General features: G+C 63.4%; 14 protein-coding genes. 10 read left to right on the top strand and 4 right to left on the bottom strand.

Features of this window, described 5'->3' with window-relative positions; genetic code table 11:
• Window positions 1-6: 6 nt before the first annotated feature.
• Complete coding sequence (locus E3U47_RS12550) at window positions 7-810, top strand: MOSC domain-containing protein (RefSeq protein ID WP_134691756.1); 804 nt, start codon at window positions 7-9, stop codon at window positions 808-810.
• A gap of 107 nt (window positions 811-917) precedes the next feature.
• On the opposite strand, the gene E3U47_RS12545 is transcribed toward E3U47_RS12550, so the two are convergent.
• Window positions 918-2846, bottom strand: a complete 1929-nt coding sequence (locus E3U47_RS12545) for a transglycosylase SLT domain-containing protein (protein WP_134691755.1) — start codon at window positions 2844-2846, stop codon at window positions 918-920.
• A gap of 207 nt (window positions 2847-3053) precedes the next feature.
• Here E3U47_RS12545 and E3U47_RS12540 point away from each other — a divergent pair, with 207 nt between their 5' ends.
• The gene (locus E3U47_RS12540; RefSeq protein WP_134691754.1) at window positions 3054-4982 is read left to right on the top strand and encodes an ATP-binding cassette domain-containing protein; all 1929 of its coding nucleotides are present in this window, start codon (window positions 3054-3056) and stop codon (window positions 4980-4982) included.
• A 74-nt stretch (window positions 4983-5056) separates the two neighbouring features.
• Here the strand turns inward: E3U47_RS12540 and E3U47_RS12535 are convergent, their stop codons facing one another.
• On the bottom strand, window positions 5057-5497 hold the full coding sequence (locus E3U47_RS12535) for a universal stress protein (protein ID WP_134691753.1): 441 nt from the start codon (window positions 5495-5497) through the stop codon (window positions 5057-5059).
• A 109-nt stretch (window positions 5498-5606) separates the two neighbouring features.
• Here E3U47_RS12535 and E3U47_RS12530 point away from each other — a divergent pair, with 109 nt between their 5' ends.
• From E3U47_RS12530 to E3U47_RS12500, 7 genes are all read left to right on the top strand, one after another.
• Window positions 5607-6044, top strand: a complete 438-nt coding sequence (locus E3U47_RS12530; protein ID WP_134691752.1) for a hypothetical protein — start codon at window positions 5607-5609, stop codon at window positions 6042-6044.
• Between the two features lie 478 nt (window positions 6045-6522).
• Window positions 6523-8670 carry a fatty acid oxidation complex subunit alpha FadB gene (fadB, locus tag E3U47_RS12525; protein ID WP_134691751.1) on the top strand — a complete coding sequence of 716 codons (2148 nt, stop codon included), beginning with the start codon at window positions 6523-6525 and terminating at the stop codon, window positions 8668-8670.
• A gap of 31 nt (window positions 8671-8701) precedes the next feature.
• Window positions 8702-9877: an acetyl-CoA C-acyltransferase FadA gene (gene fadA / locus E3U47_RS12520; RefSeq protein WP_134691750.1), complete on the top strand. Its 1176-nt coding sequence runs from the start codon at window positions 8702-8704 to the stop codon at window positions 9875-9877.
• Between the two features lie 78 nt (window positions 9878-9955).
• Window positions 9956-10207, top strand: coding sequence for a DUF1653 domain-containing protein (locus tag E3U47_RS12515; RefSeq protein ID WP_134691749.1), 252 nt, complete (start codon window positions 9956-9958; stop codon window positions 10205-10207).
• Between the two features lie 100 nt (window positions 10208-10307).
• Entirely contained in the window at window positions 10308-12917 is a 2610-nt protein-coding gene (gene topA / locus E3U47_RS12510) for a type I DNA topoisomerase (protein ID WP_134691748.1), read from the top strand.
• 140 nt (window positions 12918-13057) lie between these two features.
• Entirely contained in the window at window positions 13058-13573 is a 516-nt protein-coding gene (locus E3U47_RS12505; RefSeq protein WP_134691747.1) for a DUF6586 family protein, read from the top strand.
• A gap of 51 nt (window positions 13574-13624) precedes the next feature.
• A complete protein-coding gene (locus tag E3U47_RS12500) occupies window positions 13625-13858 on the top strand; it encodes a hypothetical protein (RefSeq protein WP_023630868.1) in 234 nt (77 codons plus the stop codon).
• Between the two features lie 51 nt (window positions 13859-13909).
• Here the strand turns inward: E3U47_RS12500 and sulA are convergent, their stop codons facing one another.
• Together sulA and lexA are read right to left on the bottom strand one after the other, a co-directional pair.
• Window positions 13910-14386 (bottom strand): SOS-induced cell division inhibitor SulA, encoded by a 477-nt coding sequence (gene sulA, locus E3U47_RS12495; RefSeq protein WP_038705746.1) that lies wholly within the window; start codon window positions 14384-14386, stop codon window positions 13910-13912.
• Window positions 14387-14399: 13 nt separating this feature from the next.
• Window positions 14400-15008: a transcriptional repressor LexA gene (gene lexA, locus E3U47_RS12490; RefSeq protein ID WP_134691746.1), complete on the bottom strand. Its 609-nt coding sequence runs from the start codon at window positions 15006-15008 to the stop codon at window positions 14400-14402.
• A gap of 219 nt (window positions 15009-15227) precedes the next feature.
• Here lexA and E3U47_RS12485 point away from each other — a divergent pair, with 219 nt between their 5' ends.
• A complete protein-coding gene (locus tag E3U47_RS12485) occupies window positions 15228-15932 on the top strand; it encodes a TetR/AcrR family transcriptional regulator (protein WP_134691745.1) in 705 nt (234 codons plus the stop codon).
• Window positions 15933-16057 lie beyond the last annotated feature (125 nt).

Genomic DNA, 16057 nt, shown 5'->3' with positions numbered 1-16057 from the left:
GCAAGGATGTTTCTGAGTGCGTTGTATCGTTATCCGGTGAAGTCGGCGCAGGCCCAGAGTCTATCGGTGTCGCCTGTGGGCAACCTGGGATTGCAGGGGGACCGGCGCTGGTTGGTGGTGGAGGCGGAGAATGGCCGTTTTCTCACGCAGCGGGCCTGGCCGCGGCTCGGGCAGATCAGTGCCGATTATGGCGCCCAGGGCCAGTTGCTGCTGGCCGCGCCGGGGCGGCCAGCGCTGGAAGTGCCGGTGCCGGCCGCCGATGATGAGCTGCGGGGCGTCACCATCTGGCGTGACACCTTGCGCGTCCCCGATGCCGGCGATGCCGCTGCGGCCTGGCTCAGTGAGCTGCTGGGTAAATCGGTAAGGCTGGTGCATTGCCCTGAGCAGCGGGCCCGGTACCTGCCCAGCGGCTATGGCTTGAACAGTGATCGGGCAGCCTTTCCTGACGGTTTTCCGCTGTTGCTGATCGGCCAGGCCTCGCTGGATGAGCTGAGTCGCCGGGTCGGGCGCTCCATGGAGATGTTGCGTTTTCGCCCGAACCTGGTGGTCCAGGGCGCCGAGCCATTTGCCGAAGACGGTTGGAAACGCATCCGCATCGGCGACATGACCTTCCGTGTGCTAAAGCCCAGTGTACGCTGCATTCTCACCACCCTCGACCCCGCCACTGGCGAACGCAGCGCCGACCGGGAACCCTTGACTACCCTCAAGACATTCCGCGAGCGGGAAGGGGATGTGCTATTTGGCCAGAACCTGGCGGTGGATGGCGAGGGTGAACTGAAGGTGGGAATGGCGGTTGAGGTTGTCGAGTAAGGCGCGGTGAGGCGTTGGGCGATAGTCTTGCCGCGCTGCTGAAATCGAACGCCGCCCGCGCGGGCGGCGCTCGATCGCATAGGCGCTGGAGCGCCTTCGGCGGACGATCACATATCGTCGAAATACCGCTCATGCCAATCCACCAGCGGTTGCGGTGAATTGAGCTTCTGCCCATAGATGACCGAGTACGACAGCACGTTCTGCACGTATTGGCGGGTCTCGTCGAACGGAATCGACTCCACCCACACATCGAAGCTCAGGTGCTTGGCGCCCTTGAGCCACTGGCGCACGCGGCCGGGGCCGGCATTGTAGGCCGCCGAGGCCAGTACCCGGTTGCCGTTGAACTGGCTGTGCACCTGGCTCAGGTAGGCGGCGCCGAGTTGGATGTTCTTGTCCGGATTGAGCACCTGGGCCGGCGAGGCCAGAGGAATACTGAACTTGCGCGCGGTCTCCTTGGCGGTGCCTGGCATCAGTTGCATCAGGCCACTGGCGCCGACGCTGGAGCGGGCATCTTCCATGAAGGCGCTCTCCTGGCGGGTGATGGCGAATACCCAGCTCGAATGCAGGCCGCGAACCTTGGCCTCGCGCACCAGGGTGTCGCGGTGGGCCATGGGGAAGCGGATATCCAGGTCGTCCCAGTACTGCGCCTGGCTGATGGTGCGAATGGCCGGGAAGTACCAGCGCATGTCATAGGCCAGGCGTGCCTGGGCGACCATCTCGTCACGGTTGAAGTGGCGGCTGACGTGGTACCACTCGCGGCGGCCCTCGACGATCTGGCCGCGGGCATGGAACTCCAGAGCGCGGCGCACACCGGGGGTATTGCGCACCTTGTTGATCACCGCCTGGCTCAGCACCAGCGGCTTGTTGTTCAGCTGGTAAGGGGTTTGCGCCCGGTCGGCGGCGAGGAAGCCGTAGAAGTCGCGCTCGCGGGCCACGGTCTTGTACAACAGCGGAATTTGCGGGTTGTTCGGTTGCGCCAGCTCCAGGCTGCGCGCCTGCCAGTATTTCCAGCGGTTGCTGCTGGCCAGGTCCTGGGGCAGGCGCTTGGTCAGCTCGTAGGCGTCCTCCCAGCGGCCCAGGCGCAGCAGCAGACGCATGCGCCATTCACTGACGGTGTTGTCGCGCAACTCGGGGTCGTAACGGGTCATCAGCTCGAGGGCGCGCGGGTCGTAGCGGCGGGCCAGGGTCAGGCCGATCTCGCGGGCGATGGCGACTTTCTCGTCGCGGGAGAAGTGCATGCGCTGGGCGTAGTCATCGAGCAGCGCCATGGCCTGTTCAGGGTTTTGTCGGGCCAGGCGGCGCAAGCCGAGGCTGACCACGTCCGACATGGCCTCGTTGACCGGGGTGAAGCGCGAGGGCTGGTTGAGCAGCTCTGGCTTTTGCGCCACGTCGAGCAGCAGCTTGCCTTGCGGGCCGAGGGTGGTGAGGGTTTTCACCAGGTTGTTGGCCAGGCCGTAATTGCGCGCCTGGGCCGCCAGCTTGGCGCGCTGCCAGCGCTTGGCCTCGGTCAGCTGGCCTTCGGCGGCCCACAGGGCGAACAGGGTGTCGCAGGCAGCAGGCTGCGACTTGCCGACGTTCCACAGTTTTTCCGCCGTGGCGAAGCCTTCGGCGCGCAGGCCATGGCTGAGCTGGTACTGGCCATTGAGGCAGTCCAGTTCGGTGAAGTTAAGCTTGGCGTCATAGTACTTGGTGAAGGTGGTCCATTCGCCGCGCTCGGCCAGCCAGCGCAGCCAGCGCAGCTTCATCCAGTTGGCCTGGGGCAGGTCGCCATGGGCGGCGAGGAAGCCTTCGATCTCCTGGTTGCTGGCGCTTTTCAGGCGCGCGGTCAGTTCGTCGTAGGTCAGGTACGGCGTCAGTGGATAGTCGCGCAGCGCCTGGGCGTAGCGCAGGTACGGGCCCTTGTCGCCCTTGGCCAGGGCGCGCTTGGCTTCGTCGTAGTACTGGCGTTGTTGGCTGAGGTCGGCGGCCTGTGCGGCACTCGCGGCGGTGGCGGTGAGCAGCAGGGCGGAAGCAAGTTGTAACAGGCGGCTGCGCATGATACGTCCGGGCAGTTGAACCAGTGAGAGTGACGGCGGAGCCAGCACTGTTGGGTATTACTGCCTAGCTTAGCCGGTTGCCGGGGAGCGGTGAAAGCACTGTGCTTGTATCGAGTTGTTATCCGACGCCGGGCAGCGGGAAACGTGTCGCTGATGCCGTGGCGGGGCAAGTCAGGTAGAATGCGCGCCCGGTTTTTGGAGAAGATCATGACCCTGCTCAAATTAAGCGATGTGTCCCTCGCATTCGGCGCCATGCCGCTGCTGGACAAGGTTTCCTGGCAGATCGCCCGAGGCGAGCGGGTGTGCATCATCGGCCGCAACGGCACGGGCAAGTCGAGCATGCTGCGCCTGGTCAAGGGCGAGCAGAAGCCTGACGATGGCGATATCTGGCGTGCCCCAGGGCTGAAGATCGGCGAGTTGCCGCAGGAACTGCCGGTAGCCGACGAGCGTTCCGTGTTCGACGTGGTGGCGGCGGGGTTGGACGGCGTCGGCGAGCTGCTAGCGCAATACCACCACCTGAGCCAGAACATCCACGGCGATGAAGACCTGGACAAGCTCATGCATGTCCAGCACGAACTGGAAGCCCGTGACGGCTGGCGTTTGCAGCAGGTGGTCGAGAGCACCCTGAGCCGCCTGCAACTGCCAGCCGACAAGACCCTTGCCGAGCTGTCCGGTGGCTGGCGCCGCCGTGTGCTGCTGGCCCAGGCGCTGGTGTCCGAGCCCGATCTGCTGCTGCTCGACGAGCCGACCAACCACCTGGACATCGGTGCCATCGCCTGGCTCGAAGAGGCCCTGAGCGGTTTCAACGGCGCCGTGCTGTTCATCACCCACGACCGTTCCTTCCTGCAGAACCTGGCCACGCGCATCCTCGAACTGGACCGTGGCGGGCTGATCGACTGGAACGGCGACTACGCCAGCTTCCTGGTGCACAAGGAGGCCGAGCTGGCCGCCGAGGCCACCGCCAATGCGCTGTTCGATAAGCGCCTGGCCCAGGAAGAGGTGTGGATCCGCCAGGGCATCAAGGCCCGGCGTACCCGCAACGAAGGCCGCGTGCGTGCGCTCAAGGCGTTGCGCGTCGAGCGCGGCGAGCGCCGTGAGCGCCAGGGCAAGGCCAACATCCAGATCGAGGTGGCGGACAAGTCCGGCAAGCAGGTGATGCTGCTCGAGGATGTCAGCTTCGCCCATGCCGGCGGGCCGAAACTGGTCAAGGACTTCTCCATGGTGCTGCAGCGCCAGGACCGCATTGGCCTGCTCGGCGCCAACGGCACTGGCAAGACCACCTTGCTCAAGCTGATGCTCGGCGATCTGGAACCGACCAGCGGCAAGGTCGAGCGCGGCACCAAGCTGGAAGTGGCGTATTTCGATCAGATGCGCCACCAGCTCGACCTGGAAAAGACCGTCATCGACAACCTTGCCGAGGGGCGTGACTTCATCGAGATCGATGGGCAGAACCGCCACGTGCTCAGCTATCTCGGCGATTTCCTGTTCAGCCCGCAGCGTGCCCGTACCCCGGTCAAGGCGCTGTCCGGTGGCGAGCGCGCGCGTCTGCTGCTGGCCAAGCTGTTCAGCAAGCCGGCCAACCTGCTGGTGCTGGACGAACCGACCAATGACCTGGATGTCGAGACCCTCGAGCTGCTCGAAGAGGTGTTGTCCAACTACAAGGGCACCGTGCTGATGGTCAGCCACGACCGGGCCTTCCTCGACAACGTGGTCACCAGCACCCTGGTGTTCGAAGGCGAAGGGCGGGTGCGTGAGTATGTCGGTGGCTACGAGGACTGGATCCGCCAAGGTGGTTCGCCCAAGCTGCTGGGCGTGACCGAGAGCAAGGGCGGCAAGTCCGAGCTCAACAGCGCGGTGGTCGAGAAGGTGGCCGAGCCGGTTGCGCCGGCTGCGGTCGCCGCGGCGCCCGACGCGTCGAAGAAGAAGCTCAGCTACAAGTTGCAGCGTGAGCTGGAAATGCTGCCGGGGCAGATCGACGAGGTGGAGCAGCGCATGGCCGAGGTGCAGGAAGAAGTGAGCGCTGCCGATTTCTATCAGCGACCGATTGCCGAAACTTCGGCGGTACTGGCCAAGCTCGAAAAACTGCAGGGTGAGTTGGACACGCTGGTGGAGCGCTGGGCTGAGCTCGAAGGTTGAGTAATGCTTTCGGCCCGTTGGCCGGCAAGCCGGCTCCTACACAAACCTCGTGGGAGCCGGCTTGCCGGCGCAGCTTATTCTTTCTTCAGTAGGCGTACTGCCAGCACATCGCAAGGTGCGCCGTGCAGCACGTCGTTGGCGGTGGAGCCCAGCAGCAGCGCCAGGCCGTGGCGGCCATGGCTGCCGACCACGATCAGGTCGCACTTCTGATCCTTGGCCAGCTGATGGATTTCCTGGCGCGGCTGGCCGTAGACCAGGTGCGAGTCGCCGCGATTGATATCCGGGTACTTGTTATACAGGCGCTCCATGCGTTCCTTGGCCTGGTCGAACTGTTGCTGCTGCAACTGCGACAGGTCCATCGGCACGTCGCCGCCGAAGGCCATGGCCATGGGCTCGACGATATGCACCAGGGAAACCTTGGCGCCGGTGGGTTCGGCGAGCTTCATGGCACGCTTGATCACCGGGTCGCATTCTTCGGTCAGGTCGACAGCGACCAGAAGATGTTCGTAGGACATGTGAGTACTCCTGACAATCGCGATAGTAGAAGTATGGTCGCTTTCGTGCGGGGCGTTGGTGAAACCTGGATAACCCGCTCATTTGCAACGCTTTATAAGGTCTACAGATATGACGGTATGGCTGGTGGTGTCAATCCTTGCGGTGATGCTCAGCCCGCTTGCCTGGCTGCGCCAGTCGCGCAAGCAGGGCGAGCAGATGAGCCTGCGCCTTGAGGCTCGGCGCATGGGCCTGGCCATGCAACTGGCGCCGCAGCAGTGGCCGCACTGGCTGGAAAACCAGCCGCCAAGCCCCTGCCCGCAGTACCACCGGGCGCGCCGCCGCGGGCACGCGGACAGCTGGTGCTACTGGCAGATCACCCCGGGTGTGTGGTGGAACCAGTGGCGTGAACCGTGCGAGGACGCGCGCCTGGCCGAGGTCTTCGCGCGCTTGCCCGCCACGGTGTACAAGGTCGAGGCCGACAGCCGCATGATCGTCCTGTACTGGAGCGAGCGGGGCGATAAATCTGTTTTGCAGGATATTGCCCGGTTCTTCGACAGCCTCGCCTGACCCCGCCCTTAAGCGCACCGCGCCGCGCCAGAGCTGAACAGCCTTGGCGCGGCGCGGTGCGTTCTGCTGCGCAGAAAAAGGCCAGGCAGGCCGGAAACACTTGCAATCACAGGCAGTGTAGTCAGTGCCGCTCTGCGCGTTTGAATAATTGCGGCTGCCGTCGTTCGCTGATGGTCTATCGCTGACATGAATGATCGGCAATCACTGTCATCATGTTTCCTGCCCGGCGGGTAGAAGATGACTGGAAAGTCGCGTTTTCAAGGTGCGCGGGAGCATTTGACAACGTCGATCTTTTCGGAGAATGTGTGCACACCCAAATCAAACGGGCGTATGAATTGAGCGTTTGTATGTCAGACGGCTCTTACGAATCCCGATTAGCGCGCCGGCGGGTGTGCCTGGGGGAGGGGATCGGATCCACCGGCCCTTTCGCCAGTGATCGGCGTGTACAGTTCAGCTTCCATATCGTGGAGATCAGTTGATGATTTACGAAGGTAAAGCCATCACGGTTAAGGCTCTTGAAAGCGGCATCGTCGAACTGCAGTTCGACCTCAAGGGTGAGTCCGTCAACAAGTTCAACCGCCTCACTCTGAACGAGCTGCGCCAGGCAGTGGACGCGATCAAGGCCGATGCGTCGGTCAAGGGCGTGATCGTCAGCAGTGGCAAGGACGTGTTCATCGTCGGCGCCGACATCACCGAGTTCGTCGACAACTTCAAGCTGCCCGAGGCCGAACTGGTCGCCGGCAACCTGGAAGCCAACCGCATTTTCAGTGACTTCGAAGACCTGCAGGTGCCGACCGTCGTCGCCATCAACGGTATCGCCCTGGGTGGCGGCCTGGAGATGTGTCTGGCCGCCGACTACCGGGTCATGTCCAGCACCGCCAAGATCGGCCTGCCGGAAGTCAAGCTGGGCATCTACCCAGGCTTTGGCGGCACCGTGCGCCTGCCGCGCCTGATCGGCTCGGACAACGCCATCGAGTGGATCGCCTCGGGCAAGGAAAACCGCGCCGAAGACGCCCTGAAGGTCGGCGCCGTCGATGCCGTGGTGACCCCTGAACTGCTGCAGGCCGGCGCCCTGGACCTGGTCAAGCGCGCCATCAGCGGCGAGCTGGACTACAAGGCCAAGCGCCAGCCGAAACTGGAAAAACTCAAGCTCAACGCCATCGAACAGATGATGGCCTTCGAGACCGCCAAGGGCTTCGTCGCCGGCCAGGCCGGCCCGAACTACCCGGCCCCGGTCGAAGCCATCAAGAGCATCCAGAAAGCCGCCAATTTCGGTCGCGACAAGGCCCTGGAAGTCGAGGCCGCCGGCTTCGCCAAGCTGGCCAAGACCTCGGTCGCCGAAAGCCTGATCGGCCTGTTCCTCAATGACCAGGAACTCAAGCGCAAGGCCAAGGCCCATGACGAGATCGCCCACGAAGTGAAGCAGGCCGCCGTGCTCGGCGCCGGCATCATGGGTGGCGGCATCGCCTACCAGTCGGCGGTCAAGGGCACCCCGATCCTGATGAAGGACATCCGCGAGGATGCCATCCAGCTGGGCCTGAACGAAGCCTCCAAGCTGCTCGGCAAGCGCGTCGAGAAGGGTCGCCTGACCCCGGCGAAGATGGCCGAGGCGCTCAATGCCATCCGTCCGACCCTGTCCTACGGCGACTTCGCCAATGTCGACATCGTCGTCGAAGCCGTGGTCGAGAACCCGAAGGTCAAGCAGGCTGTGCTGGCCGAGGTGGAAGGGCAGGTGAAGGAAGACGCCATCCTCGCGTCCAACACCTCGACCATCTCCATCAACCTGCTGGCCAAGGCGCTCAAGCGCCCGGAAAACTTCGTCGGCATGCACTTCTTCAACCCGGTGCACATGATGCCGCTGGTGGAAGTGATTCGTGGCGAGAAGTCCAGTGACGTGGCGGTCGCCACCACCGTGGCCTACGCCAAGAAGATGGGCAAGAACCCGATCGTGGTCAACGACTGCCCGGGCTTTTTGGTCAACCGTGTGCTGTTCCCGTACTTCGGCGGCTTCGCCAAGCTGGTCAGCGCTGGTGTCGACTTCGTGCGCATCGACAAGGTCATGGAGAAGTTCGGCTGGCCAATGGGCCCGGCCTACCTGATGGACGTGGTCGGCATCGACACCGGCCACCATGGCCGCGACGTGATGGCTGAAGGCTTCCCGGACCGCATGAAGGACGAGCGCCGCTCGGCCGTCGACGCCCTGTACGAGGCCAATCGCCTGGGCCAGAAGAACGGCAAGGGCTTCTATGCCTACGAGACCGACAAGCGCGGCAAGCCGAAGAAGGTCGCCGACGCCACGGTGCTCGACGTGCTCAAGCCGATCGTCTTCGAACAGCGCGAAGTCAGCGACGAAGACATCATCAACTGGATGATGATCCCGCTGTGCCTGGAGACCGTGCGCTGCCTGGAAGACGGCATCGTCGCCACCGCCGCCGAAGCCGACATGGGCCTGGTCTACGGCATTGGCTTCCCTCCCTTCCGCGGTGGCGCGCTGCGCTACATCGATGCGATCGGGGTCGCCGAGTTCGTCGCGCTGGCCGACAAGTACGCCGATCTGGGGCCGCTGTACCACCCCACTGCGAAGCTGCGCGAAATGGCCAAGAACGGCCAGCGCTTCTTCAACTGAGCGCCCAACGAGCTAGAGCGAGAATACTGATATGAGCCTGAATCCAAGAGACGTGGTGATTGTCGACTTCGGTCGCACGCCGATGGGCCGCTCCAAGGGTGGCATGCACCGCAACACCCGTGCCGAGGACCTGTCCGCGCACCTGATCAGCAAGCTGCTGGAACGCAACGACAAGGTCGATCCGAAAGAAGTCGAGGACGTGATCTGGGGCTGCGTCAACCAGACCCTGGAGCAGGGCTGGAACGTCGCGCGCATGGCCTCGCTGATGACCCAGATCCCGCACACCGCCGCGGCGCAGACCGTCAGCCGCCTGTGCGGCTCGTCGATGAGCGCGCTGCACACCGCCGCCCAGGCGATCATGACTGGCAACGGCGACGTGTTCGTGGTTGGCGGCGTGGAGCACATGGGCCACGTCAGCATGATGCATGGCGTCGACCCCAACCCGCACCTGTCCTTGCACGCCGCCAAGGCTTCCGGGATGATGGGGCTCACCGCCGAGATGCTCGGCAAGATGCACGGCATCACCCGTGAGCAACAGGATCTGTTCGGCCTGCGTTCGCACCAGCTCGCCCACAAGGCGACGGTCGAAGGCAAGTTCAAGGACGAGATCATCCCGATCCAGGGCTACGATGAGAACGGCTTCCTGAAGGTCTTCGACTACGACGAGACCATTCGCCCGGAAACCACCCTCGAGGGCCTGGCGTCGCTGAAACCGGCGTTCAACCCCAAAGGCGGTACCGTCACTGCCGGTACTTCGTCGCAGATCACCGACGGTGCTTCGTGCATGATCGTCATGTCCGGCCAGCGCGCCATGGACCTGGGGATTCAGCCGTTGGCGGTGATCCGTTCGATGGCCGTGGCGGGTGTCGACCCGGCGATCATGGGCTACGGCCCGGTGCCGGCAACGCAGAAAGCCCTCAAGCGCGCGGGCTTGAGCATCGCTGACATCGACTTCTTCGAGCTCAACGAAGCCTTTGCCGCACAGGCCCTGCCGGTGCTCAAGGACTTGAAAGTGCTCGACAAGCTGGATGAGAAGGTTAACCTGCACGGCGGCGCCATCGCCCTGGGCCACCCGTTCGGTTGCTCTGGTGCGCGGATTTCCGGCACCCTGCTCAACGTCATGAAGCAAAATGGCGGTACCCTGGGCGTTGCGACCATGTGTGTCGGCCTGGGTCAAGGCATCACCACTGTCTTCGAACGCGTCTGATCGCGTTGCGGGACAGCAGCCGGGGCCTCGTGCCCCGGCTTTTGTTTTTTACAGGATTTGTTCAAGAGGGCGAGCGACATGCAGATACAACCTGGTGTGTACCGGCATTACAAAGGCCCTGAATATCGCGTGTTCAGCGTGGCACGCCATTCCGAGAGCGAAGAGTGGATGGTGTTCTACCAGTGCCTGTATGGTGACTACAGCTTCTGGGTCAGGCCGCTTTCGATGTTCCAGGAGTCCGTCGAGGTTGACGGCGAGCAGGTGCCACGCTTTGCTTTGGTCAAGGCCGAAGAAGGCTTGCCTGAGCTGCATGGCAAGGCGCGTGAGTGATAGACCGCGCTTGACCTCACTCTTTTGCCACTATATATAGCGGTGCCGCGTCTGGCACCTGACGCGTTTTTCATCTTCAGATTCAGGAATACTCCGATCCATGGGCAAATCGCTGGTCATTGTGGAATCCCCGGCCAAGGCCAAGACCATCAACAAGTACCTGGGCAGCCAGTACGTGGTGAAGTCGAGTATCGGCCATATCCGAGACCTTCCCACCAGCGGTTCCGCCAGTGCGAGCAAGGAACCGGCGGCCAAGCGCGGCAAGGCCGCGGCCGAGGCTCCGGCCTTGTCGCCGAAGGAGAAGGCGCGCCGCACCCTGGTCGCACGCATGGGCGTCGACCCCGAGTCGGGCTGGAAGGCCAAGTACGAGATCCTTCCCGGCAAGGAGAAGGTCATCGAGGAACTGCGCCGCCTGGCCAAGGATGCCGACACCATCTATCTCGCAACCGACTTGGATCGCGAGGGGGAAGCCATTGCCTGGCACCTGCGCGAAGCCATTGGTGGTGACGACAGCCGCTACAAGCGCGTGGTGTTCAACGAGATCACCAAGAAAGCCATCCAGGAAGCGTTTTCCCAGCCGGGCGAACTCGATATCGATCGGGTCAATGCCCAGCAAGCACGGCGCTTCCTTGACCGCGTGGTGGGCTATATGGTCTCGCCGCTGCTGTGGGCCAAGATCGCCCGCGGGCTGTCGGCTGGCCGTGTGCAATCCGTGGCGGTTAAGCTGGTGGTCGAGCGTGAGCGCGAGATCCGCGCGTTCAATCCGGAAGAGTACTGGGAAGTTCACGCCGACCTGGGTACCGCGAAGAGCGCCAAGGTGCGTTTCGAAGTGGCGCGCGAGAAAGGCGAAGCCTTCAAGCCGCTGAACGAAGCCCAGGCCATGGCCGCGCTGGAGAAACTCAAGTCCTCCAGCTACAGCGTCAGCAAGCGTGAAGACCGGCCGACCAGCAGCAAGCCTTCAGCGCCGTTCATCACCTCCACCCTGCAGCAGGCCGCCAGCAATCGCCTGGGCTTCGGGGTGAAGAAGACCATGATGATGGCCCAGCGTCTGTACGAAGCCGGCTACATCACCTATATGCGTACCGACTCGACCAACCTGTCGACCGACGCGGTGGAGATGGCCCGCAGCTACATCGAGAACGAATTCGGCAAGCAGTACCTGCCGGCCGCGCCGATCGTCTACGGTAGCAAGGAAGGGGCACAGGAGGCGCACGAGGCGATTCGCCCGTCCGACGTCAACACCCACCCGACCAAGCTCAGCGGCATGGAGCGTGATGCCGAGCGCCTGTACGAGCTGATCTGGCGCCAGTTCCTGGCCTGCCAGATGCCGCCTGCGCAATACCTGTCGACCAGCGTCACCGTGGTGGCCGGCGACTTCGAGCTGCGCGCCAAGGGCCGTATCCTCAAGTTTGACGGTTATACCCGTGTACTGCCGCAGCAGAGCAAGCCGGGCGAGGACGACGTGCTGCCGGAAATGGCCCAGGGCGAGGTGCTCAAGCTGATTCAACTCGACCCGAGCCAGCACTTCACCAAGCCGCCGGCGCGCTTCACCGAAGCCAGCCTGGTCAAGGAGATGGAAAAGCGCGGTATCGGGCGCCCGTCGACCTACGCGGCGATCATCTCGACCATCCAGGACCGCGGCTACGTAACGCTGCACAACCGTCGTTTCTACTCCGAGAAGATGGGCGATATCGTCACCGAGCGCTTGTCGGAGAGCTTCGCCAACCTGATGGACTACGGCTTCACCGCCGGCATGGAAGAGAACCTCGACGATGTGGCCCAGGGCGAGCGTGACTGGAAGAACGTCCTCGACGAGTTCTACGGCGATTTCAGCAAGAAACTGCTGACAGCCGAGTCCAGCGAGCACGGCATGCGTGCCAACCAGCCGACCCTGACCAACATTGCGTGCAAGGAATGCGGGCGGCCGATGATGATCCGCACCGCTTCCACCGGTGTGTTCCTTGGCTGCTCGGGCTACAGCCTGCCGCCGAAGGAGCGTTGCAAGGCCACCGTCAACCTGGTGCCGGGCGACGAAATCGCTGCTGACGACGAAGGTGAGTCGGAGTCGCTGGTATTGCGTGGCAAGCACCGTTGCCCGATCTGCGCCACGGCGATGGACGCCTACCTGCTCGACGAGAAGCGCAAGCTGCACATCTGCGGTAACAACCCGGACTGCGTCGGCTACGAGATCGAGGAAGGCAACTACCGCATCAAGGGCTACGAAGGTCCGAGCCTGGAATGCGACAAGTGCGGCAGCGAGATGCAGCTCAAGACCGGCCGTTTCGGCAAGTTCTTCGGCTGCACCAATCCAAGCTGCAAGAACACCCGCAAGCTGCTCAAGAGCGGCGAGGCGGCGCCACCGAAGATGGACAAGGTGGACATGCCCGAGCTCAAATGCGAGAAGGTCGACGATACCTACGTGCTGCGTGACGGTGCTTCGGGCTTGTTCCTGGCTGCAAGCCAGTTCCCGAAAAACCGCGAAACCCGCGCGCCGCTGGTGCTGGAGATCGTCCCGCACAAGCACGAGATCGATCCGAAGTATCACTTCCTCTGCGAAGCGCCACAGAAGGACCCGGAAGGACGCCCGGCGGTGATCCGCTACAGCCGCAAGACCAAGGAGCAGTACGTGCAGTCCGAGGTTGACGGCAAGCCTACCGGCTGGAAGGCGTTCTACGACGGCAAGGCGTGGAAGGTCGAAGACAAGCGCTGATCCGAGCTTCTGGCTTATCGCGGGGCAAGTCGCATCGGCGCACCGATGCGACTTGCCCCGCGAGCGTTTGTGCTTGCGGCAGGGCGGGCCAATCCCTGACACTGCGATGTCGCCTTGCTGCTCATGGGAGGTCATCGAACATGGCCCAGGAACGTTACACCCGCACCAACCAGAAACTGTTTTTTGCCGGCCTGGCCCTGGAAGCCATGGCCAGGGCCGAACAGAGCCAGGCGCTGAATGCCCAGGGCCTGATCCAGGCCGAGCGCGAGTCGGCGCTGTTCCACCTGTACGGCGCGCTGTTGGGCCTGTGCCATGAGATCGCGGGTTTCTACCGTTTGCCAGTGGCGGCCACTGTCGAGCAGGCGCTTGCCGAGGAAGCGCTCAATAACATCGCCATTCCCGAGGTAGGTGAAATGCTCGAACTGGTGAGCCACCGGGAAACCTGGCTGACGCAACTGTTGGCGGCTTATGCCGATTTGTTCCGACCACCGGTCGTGAAGAAAACCGTCAAAACCGACGTCACCCAGCCGCTGATCCAGGCCGTCAGCTTGGACGAGCCCGAGCCGATCGCGCTTTCCCGGGAAGCGTTGCAGGCCTGGCGGCAGGACCTCAAGGACTTGGTAAGGCGATTCCGCGACGCGCTCAGTGAGTGCTGATAGCTTCCATGGCTGGTACAATGCTGGCCTTTCGTGAAAAGCAGGCCCTATATGTCAACGTCCTTTCTAGAAATTGTCGAGTTGCCTGATGGCCGGATCGAGCTGCGCCGTGCCGAAGATGAAGGCTCCCTGGTAACCCTGGATTTCTCCGAGGATGCCAAGGCATTCCTGCAAGGACAGCATGTGGAAGTGGCCAAGGCCATGCTTAGCGTTGGCGTACAAATGGCCGGCCGCCTGGTTGAGGGCGACTTCGAGCGTGAAGAGGGGCCGCGCGTCCTTCACTGAGCCACGGTAGCGGCCCAGGGTTTCAAGCGTTTGACAGGCAAAGCCTGAACGTCAGCCGAGGCGGATGTTCAGGCTTTGTGCGTTTCCGCTGGCCGCTGCGCGTTGCAGCTGTTGTCGGGCGTTGCTGTTGATGGTGCCCAGCCAGCTGACCACGGTATGGCTGTGCCCGAGGCGCAGCGCCTCGCAGGCCAGTTGCAGGGCCGTCTGCCTGCCGCCGGGTTGCAGCAACAGGATGCGTTCGCGGTTCAGGCCGGCATCACGCAACCAGGCCTGGGTGAGGCTGCCAGGTGGGGCGATGAGCGTCAGCCAACGGCTGTCGTCTTCTTCGCTGAGTTCGCGCAGGATCGGCGCCAGCAGGCTCTGGCAATGCCCTGGCGCGCCGCGCAGGGCCAGCTCGCTGAACAGCTCTGGCTGGCTGCTCTTGCGCGGCGCCTCGCTGGGCTTGAGGCCTGGCAGCACCGGCTGGGCAAGGAAGGCCTCGAACAGCGGCAACTGGGCTTGCTGGGGTGCATGGGTGAACGGCTGCATGACGCCTCCTGGATCAGCGGCGCAGAACGCCGACGCTCAAGCCCTCGATCACCAGCTCCTGTTCCTTCAGGTCGACTTCGATGGGGGCGAATTCGGGATTTTCGGCGATCAGCCAGACCTTGTTGCCTTCGCGCTTGAAACGCTTGACGGTCACTTCATCGCCGATACGGGCCACCACTACCTGGCCGTTGCGGGCTTCGCGGGTGGTGTGCACGGCGAGCAGGTCGCCGTCGAAGATGCCGATGTCCTTCATGCTCATGCCGTGTACGCGCAACAGGTAGTCGGCGCGCGGATGGAAGAAGGCCGGGTTGATGTTGCAGGACTCCTCGATGTGCTGTTCGGCGAGGATCGGCGCACCGGCGGCGACCCGGCCGATGATCGGCAGGCCGCTGTCTTCGTCTTTCGTTTCCAGGCCGGGGATGCGGATACCACGCGAAGCGCCAGGGGTCATCTCGATGGCGCCCTTGCGGGCCAGGGCCTTGAGGTGCTCCTCGGCGGCATTGGGCGATTTGAAGCCCAGCTCCTGGGCGATCTCGGCGCGGGTTGGCGGGAAACCGTTGGCTTCGAGGCAGCGTTTGATGAAAGCCAGAATCTCGGCTTGGCGTGGCGTCAGTTTCAGCATGGGCGAGGGCTCTGTCTTTTTATACAGTGACTGGGATTATATACAGTGCCGTGCTCGCTGCAAGCCACCAACTGCAAGAAATAGTCTGCACAGGGCGCATCTTGTCGCTTGCAGCTTGTAGCTTGGCGCTTTTAAATGGCGACCGGCCGGTCATCCCGCCTTGACAGGGGCAGCCCTGAAACGTATGTTTCAAACAACTGTTTGTCAGGCGGAGTAGTCATGGCCCAATCGGAAACCGTAGAGCGCATCCTCGATGCGGCGGAGCAGCTGTTCGCGGAGCGCGGGTTCGCGGAAACCTCGTTGCGCCTGATCACCAGCAAGGCCGGGGTCAACCTGGCGGCGGTGAACTACCACTTCGGCTCCAAGAAGGCCCTGATCCAGGCGGTCTTCTCGCGTTTCCTCGGCCCGTTCTGCGCCAGCCTGGAGCGTGAGCTGGAGCGCCGCCAGGCGCGTCCGGAGCAAAAAGCCAGCCTGGAAGAGCTGCTGGAAATGCTGGTCGAGCAGGCGCTTGCCGTGCAGCCACGCAGCAACAACGACCTGTCGATCTTCATGCGCCTGCTGGGCTTGGCCTTCAGCCAGAGCCAGGGCCACCTGCGGCGTTACCTCGAAGACATGTACGGCAAGGTGTTCCGCCGCTACATGCTGCTGGTCAACGAGGCCGCCCCGCGTATCCCGCCACTGGAGCTGTTCTGGCGTGTGCATTTCATGCTCGGCGCGGCGGCGTTCAGCATGTCCGGCATCAAGGCCCTGCGCGCCATCGCCGAGACCGATTTTGGCATCAACACCTCGATCGAGCAGGTGATGCGCCTGATGGTGCCGTTCCTCGCCGCTGGCATGCGCGCCGATACCGGCGTCACCGACGAGGCCATGGCCTCGGCGCAGCTGCGCCCGCGCAGCAAGTCCAGCGCCCCCGCCAAGGTCTGAGCACTGGGCGGGGCAGGGCGCTTCGGCTAAGCTAGCGTCCATGCCTGAAACGCCTCGCGCCGCGCGACCTGCCGGCGCGCTTCCCGCCACACTGAACCATCGGGCCCGAAGCGGTCCGATGGTAG

Origin of the sequence: Pseudomonas sp. RIT623 (assembly GCF_004519305.1) — a bacterium.
Taxonomy (GTDB): domain Bacteria; phylum Pseudomonadota; class Gammaproteobacteria; order Pseudomonadales; family Pseudomonadaceae; genus Aquipseudomonas.
This window is presented reverse-complemented; position numbering and strand designations above follow the sequence as displayed.

What these genes read in the sequence shown, in the direction of transcription:
- E3U47_RS12535 (WP_134691753.1), bottom strand. Translation starts at nt 5,497, where the DNA reads ATGTCCTACGAACATCTTCTGGTCGCTGTCGACCTGACCGAAGAATGC.
- lexA (WP_134691746.1), bottom strand. Translation starts at nt 15,008, where the DNA reads ATGCTGAAACTGACGCCACGCCAAGCCGAGATTCTGGCTTTCATCAAA.
- fadB (WP_134691751.1), top strand. Translation starts at nt 6,523, where the DNA reads ATGATTTACGAAGGTAAAGCCATCACGGTTAAGGCTCTTGAAAGCGGC.
- E3U47_RS12505 (WP_134691747.1), top strand. Translation starts at nt 13,058, where the DNA reads ATGGCCCAGGAACGTTACACCCGCACCAACCAGAAACTGTTTTTTGCC.
- E3U47_RS12545 (WP_134691755.1), bottom strand. Translation starts at nt 2,846, where the DNA reads ATGCGCAGCCGCCTGTTACAACTTGCTTCCGCCCTGCTGCTCACCGCC.
- sulA (WP_038705746.1), bottom strand. Translation starts at nt 14,386, where the DNA reads ATGCAGCCGTTCACCCATGCACCCCAGCAAGCCCAGTTGCCGCTGTTC.
- fadA (WP_134691750.1), top strand. Translation starts at nt 8,702, where the DNA reads ATGAGCCTGAATCCAAGAGACGTGGTGATTGTCGACTTCGGTCGCACG.
- E3U47_RS12550 (WP_134691756.1), top strand. Translation starts at nt 7, where the DNA reads ATGTTTCTGAGTGCGTTGTATCGTTATCCGGTGAAGTCGGCGCAGGCC.
- E3U47_RS12500 (WP_023630868.1), top strand. Translation starts at nt 13,625, where the DNA reads ATGTCAACGTCCTTTCTAGAAATTGTCGAGTTGCCTGATGGCCGGATC.
- E3U47_RS12515 (WP_134691749.1), top strand. Translation starts at nt 9,956, where the DNA reads ATGCAGATACAACCTGGTGTGTACCGGCATTACAAAGGCCCTGAATAT.
- E3U47_RS12485 (WP_134691745.1), top strand. Translation starts at nt 15,228, where the DNA reads ATGGCCCAATCGGAAACCGTAGAGCGCATCCTCGATGCGGCGGAGCAG.
- E3U47_RS12540 (WP_134691754.1), top strand. Translation starts at nt 3,054, where the DNA reads ATGACCCTGCTCAAATTAAGCGATGTGTCCCTCGCATTCGGCGCCATG.
- topA (WP_134691748.1), top strand. Translation starts at nt 10,308, where the DNA reads ATGGGCAAATCGCTGGTCATTGTGGAATCCCCGGCCAAGGCCAAGACC.
- E3U47_RS12530 (WP_134691752.1), top strand. Translation starts at nt 5,607, where the DNA reads ATGACGGTATGGCTGGTGGTGTCAATCCTTGCGGTGATGCTCAGCCCG.